This window comes from Bacillus sp. FSL K6-2865, from assembly GCF_040311405.1.
Lineage (GTDB): Bacteria > Bacillota > Bacilli > Bacillales > Bacillaceae > Bacillus > Bacillus velezensis.
The window spans coordinates 3788184-3811397 of record NZ_CP152036.1 but is presented as its reverse complement, the minus strand read 5'-3'; the positions used below and the strand labels follow the sequence as shown (position 1 = coordinate 3811397).

The 23214-nt window shown below is 44.5% G+C and carries 29 protein-coding genes; 17 read left to right on the top strand and 12 right to left on the bottom strand.

What is annotated here, in order from left to right; all coding sequences use genetic code 11:
- The first annotated feature begins 100 nt into the window (after positions 1 to 100).
- The 7 genes from NYE42_RS18815 (at position 101) to NYE42_RS18785 (ending at position 6095) form a co-directional block, all read left to right on the top strand.
- Positions 101 to 1000: a LysR family transcriptional regulator gene (locus NYE42_RS18815; protein WP_003151014.1), complete on the top strand. Its 900-nt coding sequence runs from the start codon at positions 101 to 103 to the stop codon at positions 998 to 1000.
- A gap of 46 nt (positions 1001 to 1046) precedes the next feature.
- On the top strand, positions 1047 to 1910 hold the full coding sequence (locus tag NYE42_RS18810; protein ID WP_007407665.1) for a biotin/lipoate A/B protein ligase family protein: 864 nt from the start codon (positions 1047 to 1049) through the stop codon (positions 1908 to 1910).
- Positions 1911 to 2004: 94 nt separating this feature from the next.
- A protein-coding gene (locus NYE42_RS18805; RefSeq protein ID WP_352426640.1) for an IS3 family transposase occupies positions 2005 to 3155 on the top strand; the annotation gives its coding sequence in 2 pieces (ribosomal slippage) (positions 2005 to 2278 and positions 2278 to 3155; 1152 coding nt in all).
- Positions 3156 to 3350: 195 nt separating this feature from the next.
- Positions 3351 to 3530 carry a hypothetical protein gene (locus NYE42_RS18800; protein ID WP_003151018.1) on the top strand — a complete coding sequence of 60 codons (180 nt, stop codon included), beginning with the start codon at positions 3351 to 3353 and terminating at the stop codon, positions 3528 to 3530.
- Positions 3531 to 3578: 48 nt separating this feature from the next.
- The gene (locus tag NYE42_RS18795) at positions 3579 to 4502 is read left to right on the top strand and encodes a hypothetical protein (RefSeq protein WP_015240789.1); all 924 of its coding nucleotides are present in this window, start codon (positions 3579 to 3581) and stop codon (positions 4500 to 4502) included.
- Entirely contained in the window at positions 4471 to 5268 is a 798-nt protein-coding gene (locus NYE42_RS18790; RefSeq protein WP_241457742.1) for a hypothetical protein, read from the top strand. The genes NYE42_RS18795 and NYE42_RS18790 overlap by 32 nt, the downstream gene beginning before the upstream one ends.
- Positions 5259 to 6095: a hypothetical protein gene (locus NYE42_RS18785; RefSeq protein WP_095284539.1), complete on the top strand. Its 837-nt coding sequence runs from the start codon at positions 5259 to 5261 to the stop codon at positions 6093 to 6095. Before NYE42_RS18790 ends, NYE42_RS18785 begins: the two co-directional genes overlap by 10 nt.
- On the opposite strand, the gene NYE42_RS18780 is transcribed toward NYE42_RS18785, so the two are convergent.
- The 5 genes from NYE42_RS18780 to NYE42_RS18760 form a co-directional block, all read right to left on the bottom strand.
- Positions 6085 to 7038 (bottom strand): ABC transporter permease, encoded by a 954-nt coding sequence (locus NYE42_RS18780; protein ID WP_014419138.1) that lies wholly within the window; start codon positions 7036 to 7038, stop codon positions 6085 to 6087. The two genes, NYE42_RS18785 and NYE42_RS18780, sit on opposite strands and share 11 nt — an antisense overlap.
- Positions 7035 to 7955, bottom strand: a complete 921-nt coding sequence (locus tag NYE42_RS18775) for an ATP-binding cassette domain-containing protein (protein ID WP_241457740.1) — start codon at positions 7953 to 7955, stop codon at positions 7035 to 7037. Before NYE42_RS18775 ends, NYE42_RS18780 begins: the two co-directional genes overlap by 4 nt.
- A 97-nt stretch (positions 7956 to 8052) precedes the next feature.
- Entirely contained in the window at positions 8053 to 8607 is a 555-nt protein-coding gene (locus NYE42_RS18770; protein WP_015418448.1) for a DUF1700 domain-containing protein, read from the bottom strand.
- Positions 8608 to 8922: a PadR family transcriptional regulator gene (locus NYE42_RS18765; RefSeq protein ID WP_015418447.1), complete on the bottom strand. Its 315-nt coding sequence runs from the start codon at positions 8920 to 8922 to the stop codon at positions 8608 to 8610.
- A gap of 260 nt (positions 8923 to 9182) precedes the next feature.
- Positions 9183 to 9956 carry an RsfA family transcriptional regulator gene (locus NYE42_RS18760; protein ID WP_007407656.1) on the bottom strand — a complete coding sequence of 258 codons (774 nt, stop codon included), beginning with the start codon at positions 9954 to 9956 and terminating at the stop codon, positions 9183 to 9185.
- A gap of 202 nt (positions 9957 to 10158) precedes the next feature.
- On the opposite strand from NYE42_RS18760, the gene NYE42_RS18755 reads away from it, so the two are divergent.
- The 3 genes from NYE42_RS18755 (at position 10159) to NYE42_RS18745 (ending at position 12385) form a co-directional block, all read left to right on the top strand.
- Positions 10159 to 10383, top strand: a complete 225-nt coding sequence (locus NYE42_RS18755; RefSeq protein WP_003151034.1) for a DUF1450 domain-containing protein — start codon at positions 10159 to 10161, stop codon at positions 10381 to 10383.
- A 160-nt stretch (positions 10384 to 10543) separates the two neighbouring features.
- Positions 10544 to 11845, top strand: coding sequence for an HD domain-containing protein (locus tag NYE42_RS18750; protein WP_007407654.1), 1302 nt, complete (start codon positions 10544 to 10546; stop codon positions 11843 to 11845).
- Positions 11846 to 11884: 39 nt separating this feature from the next.
- Positions 11885 to 12385, top strand: a complete 501-nt coding sequence (locus NYE42_RS18745; protein ID WP_007407653.1) for a YwgA family protein — start codon at positions 11885 to 11887, stop codon at positions 12383 to 12385.
- A 64-nt stretch (positions 12386 to 12449) separates the two neighbouring features.
- On the opposite strand, the gene NYE42_RS18740 is transcribed toward NYE42_RS18745, so the two are convergent.
- Complete coding sequence (locus NYE42_RS18740) at positions 12450 to 13829, bottom strand: amino acid permease (protein WP_015240784.1); 1380 nt, start codon at positions 13827 to 13829, stop codon at positions 12450 to 12452.
- Positions 13830 to 14214: 385 nt separating this feature from the next.
- On the opposite strand from NYE42_RS18740, the gene NYE42_RS18735 reads away from it, so the two are divergent.
- Positions 14215 to 14634 (top strand): MarR family transcriptional regulator, encoded by a 420-nt coding sequence (locus tag NYE42_RS18735; RefSeq protein WP_020957978.1) that lies wholly within the window; start codon positions 14215 to 14217, stop codon positions 14632 to 14634.
- Positions 14635 to 14671: 37 nt separating this feature from the next.
- On the opposite strand, the gene NYE42_RS18730 is transcribed toward NYE42_RS18735, so the two are convergent.
- Entirely contained in the window at positions 14672 to 14860 is a 189-nt protein-coding gene (locus NYE42_RS18730) for a 2-hydroxymuconate tautomerase (protein WP_020957977.1), read from the bottom strand.
- Positions 14861 to 14965: 105 nt separating this feature from the next.
- On the opposite strand from NYE42_RS18730, the gene NYE42_RS18725 reads away from it, so the two are divergent.
- The 3 genes from NYE42_RS18725 (at position 14966) to NYE42_RS18715 (ending at position 16731) form a co-directional block, all read left to right on the top strand.
- Positions 14966 to 15625, top strand: coding sequence for a site-2 protease family protein (locus tag NYE42_RS18725; protein ID WP_003151043.1), 660 nt, complete (start codon positions 14966 to 14968; stop codon positions 15623 to 15625).
- Positions 15626 to 15637: 12 nt separating this feature from the next.
- On the top strand, positions 15638 to 16156 hold the full coding sequence (locus NYE42_RS18720) for a YwhD family protein (RefSeq protein ID WP_007407649.1): 519 nt from the start codon (positions 15638 to 15640) through the stop codon (positions 16154 to 16156).
- A 143-nt stretch (positions 16157 to 16299) separates the two neighbouring features.
- Positions 16300 to 16731, top strand: coding sequence for a hypothetical protein (locus tag NYE42_RS18715; RefSeq protein ID WP_007407648.1), 432 nt, complete (start codon positions 16300 to 16302; stop codon positions 16729 to 16731).
- Between the two features lie 25 nt (positions 16732 to 16756).
- Here NYE42_RS18715 and NYE42_RS18710 read toward each other — a convergent pair whose 3' ends face one another.
- Complete coding sequence (locus NYE42_RS18710) at positions 16757 to 18829, bottom strand: transglycosylase domain-containing protein (RefSeq protein ID WP_352426639.1); 2073 nt, start codon at positions 18827 to 18829, stop codon at positions 16757 to 16759.
- 199 nt (positions 18830 to 19028) lie between these two features.
- Between NYE42_RS18710 and speE the strand changes: the two genes are divergently transcribed.
- From speE to NYE42_RS18695, 3 genes are all read left to right on the top strand, one after another.
- Positions 19029 to 19859 carry a spermidine synthase gene (speE, locus tag NYE42_RS18705; RefSeq protein ID WP_003151052.1) on the top strand — a complete coding sequence of 277 codons (831 nt, stop codon included), beginning with the start codon at positions 19029 to 19031 and terminating at the stop codon, positions 19857 to 19859.
- 58 nt (positions 19860 to 19917) lie between these two features.
- A complete protein-coding gene (gene speB, locus NYE42_RS18700; protein WP_007407646.1) occupies positions 19918 to 20790 on the top strand; it encodes an agmatinase in 873 nt (290 codons plus the stop codon).
- A gap of 167 nt (positions 20791 to 20957) precedes the next feature.
- Positions 20958 to 21176 (top strand): LuxR C-terminal-related transcriptional regulator, encoded by a 219-nt coding sequence (locus tag NYE42_RS18695; protein WP_003151056.1) that lies wholly within the window; start codon positions 20958 to 20960, stop codon positions 21174 to 21176.
- A 590-nt stretch (positions 21177 to 21766) separates the two neighbouring features.
- Here NYE42_RS18695 and NYE42_RS18690 read toward each other — a convergent pair.
- The 4 genes from NYE42_RS18690 to NYE42_RS18675 all read right to left on the bottom strand — a co-directional run bounded on the left by NYE42_RS18690 (position 21767) and on the right by NYE42_RS18675 (position 23213).
- The gene (locus tag NYE42_RS18690) at positions 21767 to 22279 is read right to left on the bottom strand and encodes a stage II sporulation protein M (protein ID WP_199022228.1); all 513 of its coding nucleotides are present in this window, start codon (positions 22277 to 22279) and stop codon (positions 21767 to 21769) included.
- A gap of 43 nt (positions 22280 to 22322) precedes the next feature.
- The gene (locus tag NYE42_RS18685; RefSeq protein WP_045209208.1) at positions 22323 to 22604 is read right to left on the bottom strand and encodes a hypothetical protein; all 282 of its coding nucleotides are present in this window, start codon (positions 22602 to 22604) and stop codon (positions 22323 to 22325) included.
- Positions 22605 to 22789: 185 nt separating this feature from the next.
- The gene (locus tag NYE42_RS18680; protein WP_007407642.1) at positions 22790 to 22975 is read right to left on the bottom strand and encodes a DUF4177 domain-containing protein; all 186 of its coding nucleotides are present in this window, start codon (positions 22973 to 22975) and stop codon (positions 22790 to 22792) included.
- Positions 22976 to 23009: 34 nt separating this feature from the next.
- Positions 23010 to 23213, bottom strand: a complete 204-nt coding sequence (locus NYE42_RS18675) for a hypothetical protein (protein WP_007407641.1) — start codon at positions 23211 to 23213, stop codon at positions 23010 to 23012.
- Position 23214 lies beyond the last annotated feature (1 nt).

The following is a 23214-nucleotide window of genomic DNA, read 5'->3' as shown; positions in this document are numbered from 1 at the left end:
TTATCTTGATAACTCCACTTTACTGCGGTCTTAATCATTAGTAAAATATATTTATATGATCTAAACGATTAGGAAAAATAATGATTAGGGGCGATGCTTTTTGTATTATGGGGAACTGAAAACATTCATTGCCGTCGTGGAAGAAAAAAACTTTACAAAGGCGGCGCAGAAGCTGATGATTTCTCAGCCGAGCGTCAGCCTTCACATTAAAAACCTGGAGAAAGAATTTCAAACCGCCTTGCTGAACCGCTCTCCGAAGCACTTTACGACTACGCCGACGGGGGACATTCTCTATCAGCGCGCCAAGCAGATGGTCTTTTTGTACGAACAGGCGAAATCCGAAATTTACGCCCATCATCATTATGTCAAAGGGAAGCTCAAAATCGCCGCGAGCTTTACCATCGGCGAATATATTCTGCCGCCGCTTCTCGCAAAGCTTCATGACGAGTATCCCGAGCTGAACCTGGACGTCATGATCGGAAACACGGAGGAGGTCAGCGAAGCGGTTCGGATGCTTCAAGCCGATATCGGATTAATTGAAGGGCATACGGGGAAAAACGAGCTGGACATTCAGCCGTTTATGGAGGATGAATTGTGCATTGCCGCACCGAACGGACACCCGCTCGCCGGAAGAAAAAACATCCCGGCTGCCGAATTGCAAAATCAAGCGTGGGTGACGAGGGAGAAGGGTTCGGGAACGAGGGAATATTTAGACCACGTCCTTCAATCAAACGGACTGCGGCCGAAATCCATGATGACGATCAGCAGCAACCAGGGCGTCAAAGAAGCCGTGATCAGCGGAATGGGTCTTTCCGTTCTGTCAAAAAGCGTGCTGCAAAAGGATCTGCTTCACGGCAGCATTTCCGTGCTTGAGATAAAAGGGTTCTCCTTAAAACGGAAACTGTCTATCATCCAATCTTCCATTATGGAGAACACAAAAAACAAAGAAATCTTCATCGCTCTTTTGAAAAGCCAATTTCAATCATCACAAGCGGAGTGATATAATAAATGCATGGAAAGCCTATGACGAAAGGGATTTAATATAGATGGGAAAGCAACCGATTGATTTACTGATGCAGCCGAGCTGGAGAATCATTGACCAATCCAGCCTCGGCCCTTATTTTGATGCGAAGCAGTCATTCGCAATGGATGATACGCTGTGCGCCTCCGTAGGCAAAGGGGAATCGCCTGCGACAGCACGCTCTTGGGTGCACCACCGGACGATCGTGCTCGGCATTCAGGACACGCGCCTGCCGTTTTTAGAGGACGGCGTGAAATTGCTGGAGGACGAAGGCTACCGTGTCATTGTCCGCAATTCCGGAGGCCTCGCCGTCGTACTGGACGAAGGCGTATTGAATATCTCGCTTATTTTTGAAGACGAGAAAAAAGGCATCGACATCGACAGAGGCTACGAGGCGATGACAGAGCTGGTGCGGCGGATGCTGCGTCCGCACCATGCCGAAATTGAAGCATATGAAATTAAAGGATCGTACTGTCCGGGCAGCTATGATCTCAGCATCGGCGGCCGAAAATTCGCGGGAATCTCACAAAGACGCCTGCGGGGCGGAACCGCGGTTCAGATTTACCTCTGCGCCGATAAAAGCGGAAGCGAACGCGCCGATCTGATCAGACGTTTCTATCAAGCCGCTTTAAAAGACAAAAGCAACGATACAAAAGGCGTATATCCCGATATCCGGCCCGAAACGATGGCTTCATTAAGCGAATTGCTGCAAACGGACATTACCGTGCAGGACTTAATGCTGGCGCTTTTGACTGAACTGAAGGAACTCAGCGGACGCCTGTATGCAGCCGGATTATCGCCGGAAGAGGAAATGGTATTTGAAAAAAATCTGACCCGAATGCTGGAACGGAATGAGAAGGTGTTCGGCACGCAGGAAAGCTTGGACTAAGGGACTGACCCCATAATATGAGACAAACAAAAAACACCTTCAAGTTTGAAAACGGATCGTTGTTATCCGAAATTAGACTTGGAGGTGTTTTTCTATGAGGGCAAGAGTGAGTTATCCGGTTGAAGTCAAACAGAAGGCTGTAGAAATGAGATTGGCGGGCGTGCCTGTGAAGGAGATCATGCAGGAATTGAATATAAAGAATAAGACGCAGGTGCAGACATGGGTCAGGTGGTATAAAGCTGGGGACACACATCGATTCGAACAACCTGTCGGAAAGCAATATTCTTATGGAAAAGGTCCAGAGTATTCTTCCGAATTAGAGAAACTGCAGGCAGAAAATCGTTATCTGAGACAACAGAATGAAGTGTTAAAAAAGTACAACGAATTGGAAAGGAAGCTGATAGCGAAACGCCAGTCGAGCTTGTAGAAGCATTGCGCGGCACAATGACCATACAGGATATCTGTATTCATTTAGGTATCTCACGAGCATCTTATTATCGTTGGAAGAAGAATCTGATGAAAGATAACCCTAAATACCATTTAGAAAAACAAATCGGCACGTTGTGCCGAGAACACAAGTATCGATATGGCTATCGGAAAATCACAGCCATATTAAAAAAGGGAATGCGTATTAATCATAAAACGGTTCAGCGCATTATGCAGAAAAATCAGTGGCAATGCCGGGTTAAGGTGAAAAAGCGCAAGAAGAATGGGCAGCCATATGCCGTGGCCGAGAATATATTAGATCGGAACTTTCAGTCTGATCGCCCTCTGGAAAAGCTAGTAACGGATATCACATATTTGCCTTATGGGCAGAAACAATTGTATCTTTCCAGTATATTGGATTTATACAATGGAGAAGTGATTGCTTTTACGATTGGCGATAGACAGGACACAGATTTTGTCTTACACACACTTGATCAGCTGCCCGTACTGCCAGAGAACTGCGTGTTACATAGTGATCAAGGTTCTGTTTATACATCTTATGAGTATCAGAAAGCTGTTAAAACAAAAGGCATTACCATGAGCATGTCCCGTAAAGTGACACCCGCTGATAATGCCTCCATCGAATCGTTTCATTCCTCACTAAAGTCTGAAACGTTCTACCTCGACAGGTTGGAAAGCACTACGACGACCATCGTAGAACAAACTGTCGAAACCTATATACACTATTATAACAACATTCGTATTCAAACGAAACTAAACAACCAGCCGCCGGTCACATACCGACAGCTGGCTGCTTAAAGGTGTTTTGATCCCTGTCTCAAAAACGGGGGTCAGTCCCTAAGTCCGGGCTTTTTTCGTTTTTGGTAATTATATACTATTTAGTTATAGTGAAAAAGAATCGTTATATCAAAACTAGTTTACATTATATACCTTATTTGATTAATATATTTATGTAGGTTCCAAATAATTCTATAAAATAAAGGAGATGGAGATATGAACTTTAAAAAAATAAAAGAAGAAAAAAGAATCACGATCCCGACACATTTGTTAGCCGGAGATGCGGAACAATCAGGCAATTCTTTCGCTTGGAGCGGGTGGGTGCTTGTAGTGCCGAGCCAAGAAGACAATCAAAACCCGAATTTGAATTTCTCTGATTTAGCCGCTCAAAAGTAGGATAATCACTGTTTGGAGCCTACACATCTGAGACGAGGCGGTGAGAGTGTGACACAAGAGTATATAAGAGAAATTAAGCGGGGAGCACTGTCATGGATTGTTAAAAATATCCATTATTTTGATATGAATCATAAAGTAGCGAATGATTTCAGGTGGCGCCTTAAAACATTTATAGAACTCATTTTTCTTACCAATTACCTGATCAGAAATCAGGCAGATGATAAGGAAGTTGCTGTTTTAACGGAGTTTATTACAGAAAGGCTCCGTAATGATCAGCTTGAAGAATTTATTCATTTTGATCCGGACGGTCTCGCCGGATTGGCTATTGCGGGTGAATTTCTTACCTTGACTGATCACCCGTCACGGGCTTCGGTGATATGGGAGCTGGAAAAATTCACGGCAGCGCGTTTTGATTGCAGCCTTGCTAAAGTTCCCTTTCGGAAAATGGATCTGAAGTACAGTCTGCAAAGAGCAGGCGTAACCTCAGAAATAACGGATTTTTCTGACTTATATCACTACACAGCAGCTGGTCAGGATATCCCAAATACATATATGACGGATCATGATGCGTACAGCATCACTCATACGATTTTTTATATAACAGACATGGGATGTTCTTCGCTTACGGATAAAGAGTATCATCTGCCGTCCTTAAAAGAAAAGGTCCTGAAATTTCTCGGGATCTATATCTGTCTTGAGAATTTAGATATTACCAGCGAATTATTGATGTGCAGCTCTTTTTTACATATCAACATGGATAAGGACAACCATAAACCGCTCTATGAAGCAGCCTGGAATAAAATCTATCAGGGCCGAATGAAAGAGGGGAATGTCCCGAGCATCACCTATCAACATAAACCCGGTTTGACAGGTGAACAGCGAAGAGAAGATGTGTTCAAACATTGCTATCATACAACACTTGTCGCCGCTGGTGCCGCGCATGCCTGTCTTAGAGCAGAAAGGAACGATTAACTTGAATAGATTAGCTGAAGAGACAGATCAATTTTTATTATCTTTTGCTGAACAATCGCTTCCGGATCAAAAGAGCATTCAGCTGTTTGCCGGCTTCTGCAAGTACTACAGGAAGACGAGCCATTCTTCCGCTGTAAAAGAACATACTGAAAGGATTGCCTCCGCTTTCGTTGATAAGTCATGCTGGGAAGATCTGTTTCACTGTAACACGGCCATTGTCAATGAGTTGATTCATATCTATTTAACGGCAAAAGCTTATAAAAAGAAGCAGGGAATGGATTCGGATGATCAGGTCATACGTCACGGATTGCAAAACGGCTATCTTATAAAAAAAGAATGGCCTTATTTTAAATACGCCGAATTCGTCGGTTTGCTGAGCGAGCTGGGAATGTCAACTGACCATGAAAAAGTGCGCTTTTACAAGAATTCGATGTTTCAGCCTTTGCTCCATGACGCATGGAAAAGAACAGCTGAAAACGAGCTGGAGTTTGTCGAGTACTGTCTTCTTCATTTGAATGAGGGAGAGCATCTGCTTCATCCCGGCTTGAAGGCGTCCATTCAAAAATGGCTTGTGTTTTGTCTCGGCAGCCGAAAAATGAAACAGCTGTGCAATATGTTATTTATCCAATCGTGTATCGATCCATTTTTTTATGGCTGTCAAGCGGCTCTTCATCATATAAATAACGAGAATCCATCCATTTATTGTGCTCCGGCTCTTCTGCCGGCGATTGAGATTCTGAATCTGGAGTGTGGAACATGCAGATAGTCAAGGAACATTTTAATATAAAAAAAACAGAAGAATGGCTGCTGGGTTTTTGGAAGAACATTCAGCTGCAGCCGGAAGAAATGGAAGCAGATGATCTCATGCATCTGTTTTGCGGTTTAGCGGCATGTCATCATTTTGAAAGCAGAAAGGATACAGAAGAAGTTATTCTATTCCTAGACCGTTATTTCGGAGAAAAAACACACGAATGCCATCCGGTCCTGTTCGCGTATGCGTATCATGTGTACCGCAGGATAGATGCCGCAAAAAGCATCTTTTTTCATAACGGACTTGAACAAATAGTCCGCGGTTTACAAGAGGAACTGAAATCAGAGCCCTCCTCTATGATCCTCATGGTGTTAGGGGCTTATTTTGGGGCGGTGACTCCGGAAGAACTGATCGTGTTCTTAGAAACCGGGATGAAACGTGAGGCCGATTTGCTCATGGCACCGGGCGGCATCCAGCAAGAACAGGCGGATGCCCTTTATGCCGTCACTTATTTGCAAATGAATGAATTGCAGCCTTTTCTCACGGAATGGTACAAAACATCAGACTTTGCTTTTTCAGGTTTAATGTTAGCCGAGTGCAGAAAGTATCACATTGACGCCGTTGCAAAATACACTGCCATTATGAAATTTCTCCGATTCGATGAGGCGCTTTTTATACGGGAAGGGCGGGAATTTCTACGCTTTCAGCAGCGAAGCAGCGGGAGCTTCGGTTATTTGAATCCGTTAGCGATGGACCAAGGGGCGGTCAGCGGCAAATTGCTGGACCGTCAATATTTCCTGCCGTCCGCTCATTATGCCGCCGCCTCTCTGTCTATGCTGTAATGTCTCTCTTTTGAAAGACGGAAAAAGAAATCAATAAACAAATAAGAAAGTAGATCGCTATAACTGTCACGGAATAGGGGATGTTTAACGTTGAAATCGCATCACCCGCGCTTTTATTTACATAAGCAACGAGGTTTAAATGCGGAAAGAGCGTAAATTTATACCACGTAAATTGGGCAAGCAAATCAGTTCCGCCCAATATACTGCCGGCAAACAGCAGTAAAATAGATAAGCAAAGGGAGAGCGCCTGGCTTTTGCACAATACTGACAAAGTGAACGCAATGGTGACAATGCTAATAATTGATATGAAACGCAAAAGCAAAATGATTCCGGATGCTTTTATTGAACTGATGGTATACAGACTGTCATTTAAATGAGTATAGACGAGCGGATATGAAGCATTGGAAAAACCGAATAACACGCCGCCGATCAGCAAACAGCTCACACAGTAAAATAAGTAAATCATACCGGTAAACAGAAGGGAGGCCAGAAATTTCGATGTTAAAATCCGCCATCTTCGGTTCGGGCTTGTAGCGATAAATTTAATCGTCCCAAGGGCAAACTCTTTAGAAACAACCCCGCTGACGGTTAAAATCGCGGTCAAGCTGACGAAAATCTCAAGCCCGTTTGAAGTAACCGTGCCGAAAAACCTCCAGCCGTTCCATTCATAAGGGTTGATGTTATGCTCCAAATAATAGTCTTTATTCTTAACATCAGCAGAATAATAAACGCCTGTCGTTTCAGCGGGTTTATCAATTTCTTCCTGTTTTTTTTCGGCGAGAAGCCGTTCTTTCCAATTGTTATCCGAGGAAGCATCTAACTCATGATTCATAATAAGGCCGGCCAGCAAAACGATGAGAAACAGGAAAAAAAGAGATAAAAGTGTGCCTTTTTTTCGGGTTATTTTTATGAATTCGTTCTGCGCCAGATGAAATATGCTCATACCGCGTCCTCCTGATCTGTAATCATCATGTATTTCTCTTCCAATGACAAAGTTCTTGCAGAAACGCGGGAAATCAGAATCTCTTTCTCTGCCAAAGATTTAATGACATAAGGGATGGTATCTTCTTCCGCTTCCAATTCAATGATGCGGCTGTCTTTTTGCTGTACTTGAAGAATACCGTCCTGCTCTAATATTTCTTTCGCCCTTGCCGGATGATCGACCGTGATGGTAAACAGCTTTTTCTGACCAAGGTCATGTCTGTTCTTCATGTCTTCAATTCCTAAAATCCGTCCCTTTTTAATATAGGCAACCCTATCGCAAATCTCCTCCATTTCCGACAATAAATGGCTTGATAATAAAATAGAAACCCCTTGCTTCGCTAAATCGGAAAGAATGGTGCGCAATTCTTTCATTCCTTTAGGATCGAGGCCGTTCATCGGTTCATCCAGAATTAATAATCCGGGATTGTGAAGAAGAGAATAAGCGAGCCCCAAGCGCTGTTTCATGCCTAATGAGAAATGTTTCACTTTTTTGCGGGCAGCCTGCTCTAGTCCGACTTTTGCAAGGGTATTCATAAGGTTATCCGTTCGCAGCGAGGTGCTGCGCAGTTTAGTAAAATATTTTAGGTTTTGCAAAGCGGTCATATTCGGATACATATCCGGGCCTTCAATGATAACCCCGATATGTCTCATAAAATATTCAAAGTCGCTGTCCGGTCTGCCTCTGAATGAAATGGCTCCTTCTGTTTTTTTAATAAGCTGTACGATCATTCTGAAAATAGTGGTTTTTCCTGAGCCGTTCGGCCCTAAAAGGCCGAAAATCTCGCCTTTTCTCACATCGAAAGAAATTGACTGTACAATAGGGGTATGATTGATTGTTTTAGAGACATCTTTTAATATCAGGGCTGGTTCAGTCATGATATTTGCACACCTTCCTTATGATTTAGGGTGAAAGCCGTCAAAACCGAAGAACATGCTTCCGATCAGGCCGGCAGCGATTAAAATGAGAGCAATGCTATACCACATTTTTCGATTCAATGGTTTCCCTCCTTACAACGCTGACATTCCATTTGAAATAGCGCAAAAAGATGCGGAATATCAGTTTCGAAAGATCAAATCCGGCCATAAACACCGCCATACCCGCTCCAAGAACCATACACCCGTTAAAAATGGCTGTTATAATCGGCACTTTTACAAGGAGAAAGAATGATCCGGTCATCAGCATCAGGCCGATCGCCATCAAACTTAACACCGCAACAGAGGCAAAAAGAAACGGTGTCAGCATAAACATGAAGTTGAACATGCCCATCCCCAGCATCAGGCCGAATGCTTTGAAAAAGGAGCGCCATGTTTTCTGCTCCTCGGCATCACTGATGAAAATATCCGCTTTTAAGGCGCGCGCAAGTGTTTTGGGATTTCCTAAATTGCCGGCGATTTGTTCATCGCTTTTTCCTTCAGCGCCGCCCATTTGGAATATTTCGCCGATATCGGCGAGTATCTCTTTTTGCTCAAGTTCCGGCAGATCTTTTATTTCCCGCCGGAGATGTTTTAAATATTGGTCTTTACACATTCATTTTCCCTCCTTAATGATGCTGTTCACTTTTTCGGACAGGTCAAGCCATTCCGATTTTAATGTGTGATGATATAAGGCGCCTTCTTCTGTTACTTTGTAATATTTGCGTGACGGGCCTTGATCGGAAGCTGCTGTATACGTTTTTAGGTAGTTATTTTTTGTGAGTCTTCGTAATATGGGGTAGATGGTGCCCTCCGATACAGGGAACGTTTCACTTATGATCTTGATTAATTCATAACCATATAAATCTTCATAAAGAAGCAGGGACAACACACAAAGTTCCAACGCTCCTTTTCGTAATTGGCTACTCATTTACTATCATTCCCATCATATCTAATAATTGTATTCTCTATACAGTGTATTGCACAGTAGCTAATCGATCAATAATTCCCAAGAACCATTTGGGATGAGGAATTGAATCTTTATGCTTATGTGCGGGCGGGGACCGAGATGCGCAGCCCTTGCGGGAAGAAGGCCTCCTGAACAATGTTTACATTAATATAGATCAGGATGCGCGTCATTGACAAATGGCAAAAACCCCTTTTTCCATGACAAGGAAAGGGGTTTTTCCGTTATTCGGCCATTTTCTCTAAATTACCGTTCCGGTCCATTTTAAAGGACGGAGAGGCATGTTCGTCGTCTTCAAATAAAACTAGTTTTCTGGCTCTGTTCATAATTTTCACCAAGGTTTCGTAGTCTTCCTGAATGGTTTTTTGATCTTTTTCAAGCTTTTCGACGGCCGCTTCCAGCTGCTCGGTTTTAGACTGAAGTTCTTGGTTTTCCCGTTTTAAACGGTCATTTTCCATTTGCAGGGCGGAAGTTTGCTTTCCGCTGCCTTCATAGCTCTTCAGAAATTGAATGACGTCTGCCATTGTGAGCTCCGCCTTTTGGCTCGGCTGCTGAGGCGCCAGCAAATGTGATAAACTAGCTAACTCTTCCTTGAAGCTTTCATCGACATAAGGCATATGTTCGCCGGACATGACGGCTTGCCGATCCTCTTTTGGCGCTTCCGTTTGAACCGTCTCTTCGGCTGCGGTTTCCTGCATGATGTCCGCATCCGGTGCAGGCGGCTGATATAATAGTTTCTTCTTGGCCGGCTGGCCGTTTCCGAGCGCGCGCATCCGCTGTTTCCGCTGTTTTTTGGCAAGCTGAAGCGCTTTTTCGTATTGATGGCGCACGACGGCATTCCACCTGAATCCGCACGCTGCCGACGTTCTGTTTAATTTATCGCCTACCTCTTCAAAGGCGTTCAGCTGCGTGCTTCCTTCCCGGACGTGCCGGAGCACGGTTTCCGCAAGCAGCAGGTCATTTTCCTCCGACCAGGCGTCCTGTCTTTGTTTTGTCAATGTTCTCAACCCCCAATATCTTTGATGGTATTAGAATGTCCAGATTGGAAAATATTTATACAAATTGGCTGAAAGAATGAGAGATACGCAGAGCCTTGCAGGATAAGATGAATCCTTGTACAATGAGATGTGATGTGATTTTTTTCGTTTTTAAAATTAAGTTTTAACATAGAGGAACATTGAATGAAGGGAAGCGTACATCATGGCTAATGAATTCCGAGTGTGTGATGATTGCCAGGCCACCAATATTAAGACTTTGCTGCCGCGTTTGAAAGAAGCTGACCCGGATGCAAAAGTGGAGGTCGGATGTCAGTCATATTGCGGGCCCGGACGCAAAAAATCGTTTGCTTTCGTAAACAACCGCCCGCTGTCGGCGCCGACTGAGGACGAGCTGATTGAGAAAGTGAAAAAGAAGATCAAAAAGTAAATGTGTATTTTTACGACAGCCTCGCCCGATGGGTCAGGCTTTTTTGCTTCAAAAAATCAATGTCGGAAAACTGGAACAAAACGCCGGACAAATTCAAGGATGTTTTCAAATTACAGAGCCGATATAATAGAATCACGGCTAAAAAAAAGAGGGAATGACGATGGCGTATCCAAACGGAAAATTATCAGAAGAAAAAGTGTTTAAAGATCCCGTTCACCGCTATGTTCATGTGCGGGACAAGCTGATCTGGGATTTGATCGGCACCCGTGAATTTCAGCGGCTGCGCCGGATCAAACAGCTCGGTACGACGTATTTGACGTTTCACGGCGCGGAACACAGCCGTTTTAACCATTCTCTCGGCGTCTATGAGATAGTCAGACGAATGGTTGATGATGTTTTTAAAGGGCGTCCTGAATGGGATGACAATGAACGCGAACTCTGTCTCAGCGCCGCGCTTTTGCACGATTTGGGACATGGGCCGTTTTCGCATTCCTTTGAAAAGGTTTTTCATCTGGATCATGAAGACTATACGAGGGAAATCATTCTCGGCGACACCGAGGTGAATCAGGTTCTCAGAAAGGCGGGACCGGGATTTCCGCAGGATGTTGCCGAAGTCATTGCCAAAACATACAAAAACAAACAGGTGGTCAGCCTGATTTCGAGCCAGATTGACGCCGACAGGATGGATTACCTTCAACGGGACGCATACTATACGGGCGTCAGCTACGGACATTTTGATATGGAACGGATTTTAAGGGTGATGCGTCCGCGAGAGGATCAGATCGTCATTAAGCAAAGCGGCATGCACGCTGTCGAAGACTATATTATGAGCCGCTATCAAATGTACTGGCAGGTGTATTTTCATCCCGTGACGAGAAGCGCTGAAGTCATATTGACGAAAATTCTCCACCGTGCGAAGCAGCTCCATGAAGAAGGGTATATCTTCACTCATGCTCCCGTTCATTTTTATTCCATTTTTGAAGGGAAGCTGACGCTTGCGGATTATCTGAAGCTTGATGAAGCCATCATTTTATATTATTTCCAGGCTTGGGAAGAAGAAGAGGACCCGATTCTGTCCGACTTGTGCCGCCGCTTCATTAACCGCCAGCTGTTTCAATATGCCGAATTTAACCCCAATGAGGAAATGTCGGCTTATTTTGAACTGACCGCTCTGTTTAAAGAGGCGGGAATTGATCCCAATTACTATTTAGTGGTCGATTCTTCATCGGATCTGCCGTATGATTTTTACCGGCCGGGTGAAGAGGAGGAGCGTCTGCCGATTCACCTGTTAACGCAGAAGGGCCAGATCAAAGAGCTGTCCAGGCAGTCCGCCATTGTCGAATCCATTTCGGGCAAACGCCGGACGGACCATAAGCTCTACTATCCGATGGACCTCATTTGTGACGATTCAGAAAACCCTGAAGCAAAATTAAAAATCCGGCAGCTGCTGGGACTGACATAGAAGGATTTTGGTAAAGAAGGAAAAGGAGATGTCGGGAATTTGTTGAAAGAACATGCAAAACTGATGAAGGTGTTCTCGGATTCTGGAGAAATCATCGGGCGGAAAAAGCTGCAGAAAATCATTTATATCGCGAAGAAAATGCAGTATCCTTTCTACGAAAAATATGATTTTCATTTTTACGGCCCGTATTCCGAAGAACTGACGCTTCGAATTGAAGAGCTGTGCAATCTTGGGTTTCTGGATGAGGTGAAGGAAAAAAAGGGCGGCTACTTTCAATACCGGTACTCGCTGACGGAGACGGGAGCCGAGTTTTTACATCATGCGGAGCTTACGATGCCGGATATGAAGAAGTACATCGACAGCGTCAACAGCCGCTCATCGCGGTTTCTGGAGCTGGTGTCTACGATTTTGTATTTTGACGGCCTTGAAGCTGAGGAAAAGAAAGAGAAAGTGTTTACGATAAAAAGCAAACAGAAATATACGGATGAAGAATATGATGAGGCGCTTCACTACATAGAAGAGCTGAAACACATTTGTTAAAGGCGATGGCTTTCGTCTTTTTTGATGAAAAAACCAGGCCGCGATAAAGCGGGCCTGGTTTTGTTTATTGTCTCAATTTGCTGTGCTTGTACGAATATAAAAAGTAAACGATGACGCCGATGATCAGCCAGACGGCAAAATAAAGCCACGTTTTCAGCGGCAGATTGACCATTAAAAACAAACAGCAGATAATGGCCAAAATCGGCAGTACGGGTACAAAAGGCACTTTAAATCCCCGTGGCAGATCTTTATGGGTGCGGCGCAGAATCAGCACGGACAGACTGACCATGGCAAATGTCAATAGCGCACCGATGTTTGAGAGATCTGACAGCTCTTTCAGATCAACAAAACCCGCGATGCATGCGCTGATCAGTCCGATCAGCCACGTATTAAAGATCGGCGCTCCCGATTTCTTTCCGACAATGGTAAAGACTTTCGGCAGCATTCCGTCTCTTGCCATCGCAAAAGATATACGGGTCGCCGCATAGGTATGGGCGAGAACGACGGCCATCAGTCCGATTACCGCACCGGCAGCGATAACGCCCGCCACCGCGTTTTGTCCTACAGTCTGTAACACATAAGACATGGCTTCCGGCACATTAAGCTGTGAATACGGAACCATCCCCGTCATGACGAGACAGACGATGACGTATACCAATGTACAGATCACCAGTGAACCGATAATACCGATCGGCAGGTTGCGCTGCGGTTTTTTGACTTCTTCAGCCGAAGCGGAAATCGCGTCAAACCCGAGAAACGCAAAAAAGACGGCAGAAGCCCCCGTAATGACGCCTTTGATTCCAAAAGGCATAAAAGGATGCCAATTGCCCGGCTTTACAAAAAAGCTTCCTGTGATGATAAACAGCAAAACAATTCCGATTTTTACGAGAACCATTACATTATTAAAGGTTTTGCTCTCTTTGGAGCCGCGTGACAGAACGACGGCAATTAATAGAGTAATGATGATGGCAGGAAGGTTGACGATGCCCCCCTGGCTCGGCACGTGCAGCAGACTGTCCGGCAAAGGCATGCCGATTTCGGCTAACAGATTATTAAAATAACTTGACCAGCCGCTTGCCACCGCCGACGCCGTCACCATATAAACGGATAAGAGCGTCCAGCCCATTAAATGGCCGACAATTTCTCCCATGGTGGTATAAGAGTAAATATAGGCGCTTCCGTAAACCGGGAGAACAGAAGCGATTTCGGCGTAACATAATGCTGCAAGGCTGCAGACAACGGCTGCAATGATAAAAGAAAAGATTACGGAAGGTCCGGCGTTTTTCGCGGCCGTAATGCCTGTAAGAACCATGACGCCCGTCCCGATGACGGCGCCGATGCCCAGTAATGTTAAATCAAATCCACCCATCGTTTTGGCAGTCTGCCTGTTTCTGCTTTGTTCAAGCAGCTGGGTGATGTCTTTTTTTTGTAGGATATTCCGCAACACGCATCCCTCCATCCAAAAGCAAAAGCCAAGAGGGGCTCTTTGGCTTTTACCCGTGTCACATCTTCTGTGTAATCGACAATCCTGTGTTCTGTTTCCCCGTCTGTTCCGTTTCTTTTCCAGTCATATTGTCTGCCGCATCCGATCAGATTATCCTTTCCGTCAAACGCAGTCACCCTTAATGATTTTACCTGAATCATGTCTATAAAACCAGCATTGCATAAAAGGGATGGGTGAAAAAGCAGGAGATAATAGTCTGTATAGGGCAGGATAAAAGTTGCGGGCTTTCCGGCCGAAATTTTGACTTTCCCCGCGAGGTATCAGTAAAATGTAATAAAAAACAATCAAATGATGATGGATGCATCTTGAAATGGGGAGTTTCTGCATGGAGTACGATATATTGCAAGCAAATGTACTGGATTACGCGCTCACGAAATATTTAAAGAGCACGAAAAAGCTTGATGAGGCGACAATTCCGAAGAGTATAAACAATATCAGAGGATTTATTCTCAGGATTATTTACCGGCACGGCACGTGCACGATTAAAGATATATTGCAGGAAGTCACATTATCGCCTTCAGCCACGACAACCGCTCTGAATCATTTAGAAAAAGAGGGTTTCGTGGAAAGGTCGAGAAATAACGAAGACCGACGCACGGTATGGATGACGCTTTCCGAATCGGGAAAAATGGCGGCCATGCAAATGATTGAAAACCGGCAGATGCTCATTGACGAGCTGTTCGAAGCATTGACAGAAGAAGAAAAGAATACCTTTTTCAGCCTCGTTGAAAAAGTAATGAAATAAGCCGGCCTGACATAGCAGCGCCGGCCATTATCAAGGATTACTCCGTATCGCTGATCCGTTTGCCGGCGACGGCGTAATGATCCTTTCTCATTTCATCAATCATGACAATGATCTTTTCTTCGGCTGCGCCTGTCGTTTCTTTTACGGCTTCTGTCACTTTTTCAACCAGATTCCGTTTTTGTTCATCTGTGCGGCCTTCAAGCATTTTAACGGTTACGAGCGGCATGGTGCTGATCCTCCTTTATCGTTTCCTCTCTTTGGAAGAGAGGTCACTTATAGTATACTGAATGAAGGACAATCTTGCATTTTTTAAAAAAGGGGATTTTTACATTTGGACAGATTTTTATATTATCCGCTGGAGCTTATGCCCTATGTCGTGATTACGCTGATCGTGGCATTTACGATGCATGAACTGGCGCACGCGTATGTCGCGTATCGGTTCGGAGACGATACCGCGGCGAGACAGGGCAGATTAACGCTCAATCCGATTAAACATCTTGATGTTTTCGGAACGATTCTAATTTTGGTCGCGGGTTTCGGCTGGGCCCGTCCGGTGCCGGTGAACCGCCGCGCCTTTAAAAGACCGCGGCTGGCGGGAGTGCTGGTTTCCGTCGCCGGGCCTGTAAGCAACCTGCTTCTTGCCTTTATCGGTTTCTTTTTGCTAGTGTTGATGCATGCTTACGGAATGGAGCTGCTTTCTGCATTCAGCATGGGGCTTGACCGCTTTTTCTCTATTTGGATTCAGCTGAATCTCGCGCTGTGTTTATTCAACCTGCTGCCGCTTCCTCCGCTTGACGGCTACCGGATTATTGAGGATCTCGTGCCGCCGCGGGTGCGCGCCAAAATGACTCAGTTTGAGAGCTACGGGATTATCGTGTTTCTCGTGCTGTTTGTGACACCGGTCGGCTCCTATGTCGTGTGGCCGCTGTTAAGTGAGGGGAGAGACTGGATTCTCAAGGTATTTGCCATTATATTTCAACCGCTTTTGTAGGAGGGTATTTTCATGGAAGAAAAAAAGAAGAAAACAATCGGATTTAATATTATTAAAAGTGATCCGACCGACGGACATGGCGGTTTTGGCGCCGGGGCGCTGAGCCTTGACAATATTTCTCCGGTATTTGTCGATGTGGAAGAGAAGGAAGCCTTCGTTGACATCGGCGCCATGCATGCCCGCAGTGTCGTTGAAAAAGGCATCAAATTCCTGCCGAACAAAGATGAAGTGCCGAACGGAAAACCGTACTGGCTCGTGTGGGTCACCATCGACAGAAAAGAAGAAGGCCCTTATTACGCGGGTGTGACGGCTTGTGAAATGACCGTGGACAGAAGTATCCGCAGAGGCTATAAGTCATTGCCGGAGCATGTGAATTTAATGGATAAATCAATGAAGCGCTGCATTATCGTGGACAAAATGGACGCCAGCTCAAAGCAGGTGCTTGCTGAATTTCTGCAGAAACATGACCAAGGGCTCTGGGAACGTTCATCAGATGAATTGAAAACAGGTCTGCTTCCGGAAGAAAAATAATTTGTGAACTTTTTGTGAACTTTATAAATATTTGCACTATTTTGCGATTGTACTGAGTAAACTGTTGATACAGAATCAGGACATGGAAAGTCCCGAGCCGAACCAAGACTCGGGGTTTTTCATGTTTACGCGGAGGTTTCATCATGTTCACCGTCTTTGAAATCGGGCCATGGGTCATTGAAGCAGATGCGGCGGAAACGAGAAAACAATACGAAAAATCATGGCCTGATCCTTGCGATTGCGGGAGCTGCCGGAACTTTTCCGAGGCGGTGAATCTCCTTCCCGCCGAGAAAACAAGATTGTTTACGCAGTTTGGGATTCGTCCGGCTGTCTGTCACGACTTGGGGGAGCATGGAAAGGAAAACGGCCTGCATCATTATGCGGGCAGCTATCCGATTGTCGGCAGGCTTAGGGAAGGCTGGCCGAAGTTTCATATCGAGAGGGCGGGAGATATCCGCTTTTCGTTTTCATTGCCGAGTACAACATTTTTTATACCGAAGGGTTTTCCTGACCCTATTATCCATCTCGACTTTTCACTCTTGCTCCCATGGGTGCTTGAGGAAGACGCGGATTAAAAGCCCGGCGCGCAATGCACCGGGCTCAGTCTTTTTTGCCGAGCCACTTATCCCACCACTTTTTGCGCGGAGCTTCTTTGCGGGCGGGGGCGTGTTCCTTTTCTTTTTTAGAAGGTTCCGATCCGTAGCACACATCCGCGGGCTCAGTGCCTGCGATGAAATACGTATAATGCTTTGCGGCGCAGCCGGGTCCCGAAGTGTAGCCGGAAGCGGGATCGATATAGACGCCCGTGACGCCCTTCGGCGGTTTAAGCGCTATTTCCGGTTCTCCTTCGAGCGCCTTCTCCATAAAGTCCGCCCAAATCGTCTTCGCATAGCTTTTTTCTTCTACTGAATCAATCGTGCTGCTTTTGTCATAACCTGTCCATACACCGGCGGCAAGAGCCGGGTTAAAGCCGATCATCCAGCTGTCTGCGCTTGTCGTGCCTGATTTACCGCCATAGGTTCGGGTCAGCCGGTCAGAAATGGTGCGTCCCGTGACGGAAGTATAGCCGTTTAAATCCTGATCAAACATGCCCGTCATCATGCTCGCCGTCACAAAAGCGGCTTTTTTATCAAGCGTCTGCTGATGTCCGCGCGGCTGTTCATACAAGACGTTGCCGGCGGTATCCGTCACTTTTGTGATAAAGGAAGGGGTGATTTGTTTTCCCCCGTTTGCGAGCATCGCGTAGGCATTAACCATCTCAATCGGGCGCACGGGTTCAGTTCCGAGCGCCAGAGACGGAAGAGGCTTTAAATGTTCGCTGATGCCGAATTCCTTTGCCGCCGACACGAGCTTATTCATGCCGAGAAAGAGATGGGTCTTCACGGCATAAATGTTGTCTGATAATGCAAGCGCCTGAAGCAGCGTAATCGGTTTATTGGCGTAGTAGCCGTTGTAATTGCTTGGAGAATAAGTATCTCCGTTGTCGTCAATCTTGAACTCTGTGGCTTCGCTTTTCATCAGCGTGACCGGTGTAAAGCCGCTTTGAATCGCTTTGTAGTACAAAAGCGGCTTGATCGTGGAAGCCGGCTGCCGTTTCGCCTGTGTCGCCCGGTCAAACGGGCTTTTTTCGTAGTCACGTCCGCCGAGAAGCGCAAGCACGCGCCCTGTTGCCGGATCAATCGCGGAAAAGCCGACCTGAATGTCAGAGCCGGTACGGATCGTATGTGCCACAGTGTTTTCCGCAATCCGCTGCATGCGCTTATCAAGCGTCGTATAAACACGCAATCCGCTCGTTGCGAGCTGTTCGCGCGTCATGCCGAGCTTTTTCTCGAGTTCTTTCATCGCATCATCGTAAAAATAAGGCGCCGTTTTCGCTGCGGTCCTGTTTTTCAGCGGCTGATAGGCAAGCGGCGTTTTCTTAAGCCTTTCCGCCTTTTCTTTTGAGATCATTTTTTGGCCGATCATCAGTCGGAGAATGGTTTCCTGGCGCTGTTTGGCCTTCTTTTCGCTGACATATGGCGAATAGCCGGACGGGCCTTTCGGTATGCCCGCCAAAAGCACGGCTTCCGCATCGTTCAGATCTTTGGCGTGTTTGCCGAAATACAGGCGCGAGGCGGCTTCAATTCCATATGCGCCGTGGCCGTAATATATCGTATTTACATAACCTTCTAAAATCTCGTTTTTAGAATAGTTCTGTTCAAGGCGGATCGTGTAAAATGCTTCGTTCCATTTTCGTTTCCATGTCTTATCATGCTCAAGGTAGAGATTTCTCGCGTATTGCTGGGTGATGGTGCTTGCGCCCTGAACCTTGGCCATTGCCTTTATGTCAGCCAGCGCGGCGGCGGCCATCCGCCGGTAATCAAAACCGTGGTGATTGTAAAAGTTTTGATCCTCCACCGCAATGGCAGCCTGCACCGCTATCGGATTGATATCTTTTAACCGCACCCAGTAGCGCTTTTCCCCGAAATCGGTCTCACCTAGCTTTGAGCCGTCATTTGCATAAAGAATCGTAGACTGAGGAACCCGGACGGAGGGGGCCCCCTGCCATTTCGCTGCAAGAAGAACGGATGTGAAGCAGACGCCGGCCAGCATTCCGCCGATCAGTGTCAGAAAGATGCAGGCGCGGATGATTTTGAACGTGATTCTGAGCTGTTTTCCAGATACTTTATCCACTTTTGGGGACCCCCTTTTTCATGATTCTATTATTATGTGAAAAAAGGGGGTTTTTTAAACATATCAAACCGGACACTTCTTTACTTTTTCCCCTCCATCCTCTATACTTTTTCCTTAGGTGAAAATGAGATTTTAACCGGAATAAAAGCGATACAGACGCTTACAATAAATGAAATAAGCCTTGAAAGGGAGATGACAATTGAGCGAGCTTTGGTATACGGAGAAGCAGACGAAGAATTTCGGCATTACATTAAAGGTGAAACAAACATTACATACGGAACAGACGGAATTTCAGCATCTGGAAATGGTGGAGACAGAAGAATTCGGCAACATGCTGTTCTTAGACGGAATGGTCATGACTTCTGAAAAAGACGAATTTGTCTATCATGAAATGGTTGCGCACGTCCCGTTATTTACGCACCCGAATCCGGAAAACGTCCTCGTTGTCGGCGGCGGAGACGGCGGTGTCATCAGAGAGATTCTGAAGCACCCAAGCGTAAAAAAAGCGACGCTTGTCGACATTGACGGCAAGGTTATTGAATACTCTAAAAAATTCCTTCCGTCCATTGCGGGCAAGCTTGATGATCCGCGCGTCGACGTGAGAGTCGATGACGGTTTCATGCACATCGCGAAATCAGAAAATGAGTATGACGTCATCATGGTTGATTCAACAGAACCGGTCGGACCGGCCGTCAATCTGTTCTCAAAAGGCTTCTATGCCGGAATTTCCAAGGCGTTAAAAGAAGACGGCATCTTCGTCGCGCAGACGGACAACCCGTGGTTTACACCGGAACTGATTACAAACGTTCAGCGTGACGTGAAAGAAATCTTCCCGATCACCCGCCTGTATACGGCTAATATCCCGACGTACCCGAGCGGCCTGTGGACATTTACGATCGGTTCTAAAAAGTACGATCCGCTTGAAGTGGAGGACAGCCGTTTCTTTGACATCGACACGAAATATTACACGAAAGAGCTTCACAAAGCGGCATTTGTTCTTCCGAAATTTGTGAGCGACTTAATCAAATAAAAACGTACGGCGCAGGAGCGAATCTTGCGCTTTTTTACAGGAAAGCGAGGGTTTTATCATGAGGTTTGATGAAGCATATTCAGGAAAAGTATTTATCGCAAGCCGCCCCGACTGGAAAGAGGCGGACGCCATCCTTTACGGCATGCCGATGGATTGGACGGTCAGCTACCGTCCGGGTTCACGATTCGGCCCGGGGAGAATCCGCGAGGTGTCTATCGGTCTTGAAGAATACAGCCCGTATCTCGACCGTGACTTGGCTGATTTGAATTTCTTTGACGCCGGCGACATTCCGCTTCCGTTCGGCAATCCGCAAAGAAGCCTTGATATGATTGAAGAATACGTGGACAGCATTTTAGAAAAAGGAAAGTTCCCGCTCGGCATGGGAGGGGAGCACCTTGTATCATGGCCTGTCATAAAAGCCATGTATAAGAAGTTTCCGGACCTTGCCATCATTCATTTTGACGCGCATACCGACCTGCGCACGGATTATGAAGGCGAACCGCTTTCCCACTCTACTCCGATCCGCAAAGCGGCCGAGCTCATCGGGCCGCAAAACGTATTTTCATTCGGCATCCGTTCCGGAATGAAGGAAGAATTTGAATGGGCGAAAGAAAACGGCATGCACATTTCTAAGTTTGAAGTGCTTGAGCCGCTGAAAAAAGTGCTGCCGCAGCTTGCGGGACGCCCTGTTTATGTCACCATTGATATCGACGTTCTTGATCCCGCTCATGCGCCGGGAACGGGCACGGTTGACGCAGGAGGCATCACGTCTAAAGAATTGCTCGCGTCCATCCATGAAATCGCGCGCTCAGAAGTCAGCGTAAAAGGCGCTGACCTCGTAGAAGTCGCGCCGGTCTATGACCACTCAGAACAAACCGCAAACACGGCAAGCAAGATGATTCGTGAAATGCTGCTTGGGTTTGTGAAATAGAAAGAATTTCCCCCGCTTGAAACATGGCGGGGGATTTTTATATTGTATATAAACTACTTAGAAGTTAGTAAAAGCTATATTATTTTACTATTAATAATTGATGTTATTGATAAAAATTATATAATAGGGTATTATTTAGTAAATACATTTTTAGAAAGGAAGTTAGAATGAAAACAGCAGTAGAAAATGAATTGGAATTAAAAAAGATTGAAATTTCTGTAATTAAACTGATAATTGCTGAAAAACCTAATAAAGAGATCGCTAAGTCATTAAACTACTCGCAGCGTAATGTCGAATATATCATAGCCGGTCTCTGTAAAAAGTGGAATGTGAGTACTAGAGTGGGTATTGTTTCGGAAGCATATAAAAGGAATTGTATACAGTGAACGAAATGAAAGAAAAACCCCTATTGAGGGGGTTTATTTATATATGCTAAAAAAACATTCTATACAGGAATGCCGTAAAAATAAAAACTGAGATTGTCAGGTAGTTCAAACTTGTTCTCCATTTCAGAAGAATAAACAAAAGAAATAAATAGGCAATATTGAACAAATCAAAGATAGAAAAAATCAAATGATTACTTGTGAAAAATAAACTAGTGTTTGGATGTTCTGCGAAAATGTTTTTGAATGATATAAGAAAAAACTTAATTGCGACCGGGATGTTAGAAAACATAAATAGGGAATAAAAGGTTTTAATCTTAATTTGAGCGCCAAGAAAATTTATAATGAGAAATAATACAAATCCTTCAAAAATCACCCCGAACATTAAAAGAAACAGTGCGGCTATCGCAATGATATAATCTAAATGTTTTACTTGCTCAACAACTTGTATAGGGATGTTTTTGGGAATTAAACTTTTCATAAAAGGCAATAGGGAACTTAAATAAAAAGCTAACCCGATAATATAAAACAAAAATGAGGACAAAAAATTAATGTTTCGGTCCTTAAATGAAGATAATTCAATTTGCATAATCCTAAGAGACTCCTTTTATAAAGATAGGTGTAAGAAATGTTTCTAACATAGCTGCCATCATTAAACCGAGAAATATAATACCAATATATTTAAAAGTGAATTTTAAATTTATTTTGAGGAGTAATAAATCCAAAGTTAATTTCATTCCTACAGAAGCTGCAAGAAGCAATACCGGGACTTCAATTATTCCATGGGGTATAACAAGCAGTAAAAGGTTTAAATTGTCTTTGATGTTTCCTATGGCATTTCCTAAAATGAATCCATTAATAATTAAAACTGCAATCGTGCCAAGTGACAGCGTCAACGGGCCTAAAAAAACAAGCAGACTCGCTACTTTAATATTATTAAAGAAAATCTGAAAAAAATCCGGACGGATATTTCGATTTAGATTATTTACATTTGAAGCGGGATCTGTATAAAAATATGCTGTAAATAAAGCAATTAAAAATAAGATCAGACAGAGTATGTACAATTTGACTAAAACGTTCTTTTTAAACAAAGTATTTTCATCCATTCGTTTAAGGGACTGCCAGGGATATTGAATTTAATGTTTTATATTAAGCTGCTGCTGTACTTGCTGCAGCCAATTGTTCTAAAACGGCTAATGGCAAGCCTGCACCAAGAGATCCTAAAACAGTAATGATAGCCAGGACTGAACCCGTTGCAGTGATAGCACTGACAATCCAACTAGGAGCTATTATTCCAGCTCTGTTTAAAATATCGATGACATCCATGCTTAAATGATTATGTTTTATACTGAAAAGAGCGAGAACAATGATTCCTGATGCTACTAATGTAAAAATCGCTTTACTATTTTGTGTTTTTAAAAGTAGATTCATTTTTTCCTCCAATTTTTTCAATATCCCCAGCAAGTTAAATAATAAAATACATTGGAAGCTATTTGAATTGCGGATTTCCGAAAAAATATTTAAGAGGTGAAATCCGTTAAGGTATCTGCTGACTTATTTCAGTACAAAGAAAGCCGGATCATATGTATGATCCGGCTTTCTTTGTACTGAAACATTTATACTTTTTTTTCAAGAATAATATCAAAATAATCGGCTGCCCCATAACCTGAAATAGGAGGAGCAAATATTTGAACCAGCTTCCATCCTTGCTGCGAATACTTTTCAATAATTTCTTTATAGTCTTCTTTAGGCTTTCCTTTCCATCGGTTTACTTCTACTTTTATGAACTTATATTCGTACATTGCTGTATAATCCTCCAGAAGTGTATTGGAATTGTTACCTTGTTTTTCGATTATGATAAACTTGAATCCATAAATAGAGCGCGCAGCCTATTAAAAGTATTGGGAATTGCCATCCTGTATTTCCGTTTTTAAAATAATCTATTAATGACCATATCAGTAAAGCGACAGTATAAAAACTAAATGCTATTCTGGCGGCTATACCCGATTGGTGTTTTTGCATCTCATCCATTTTCTTCATA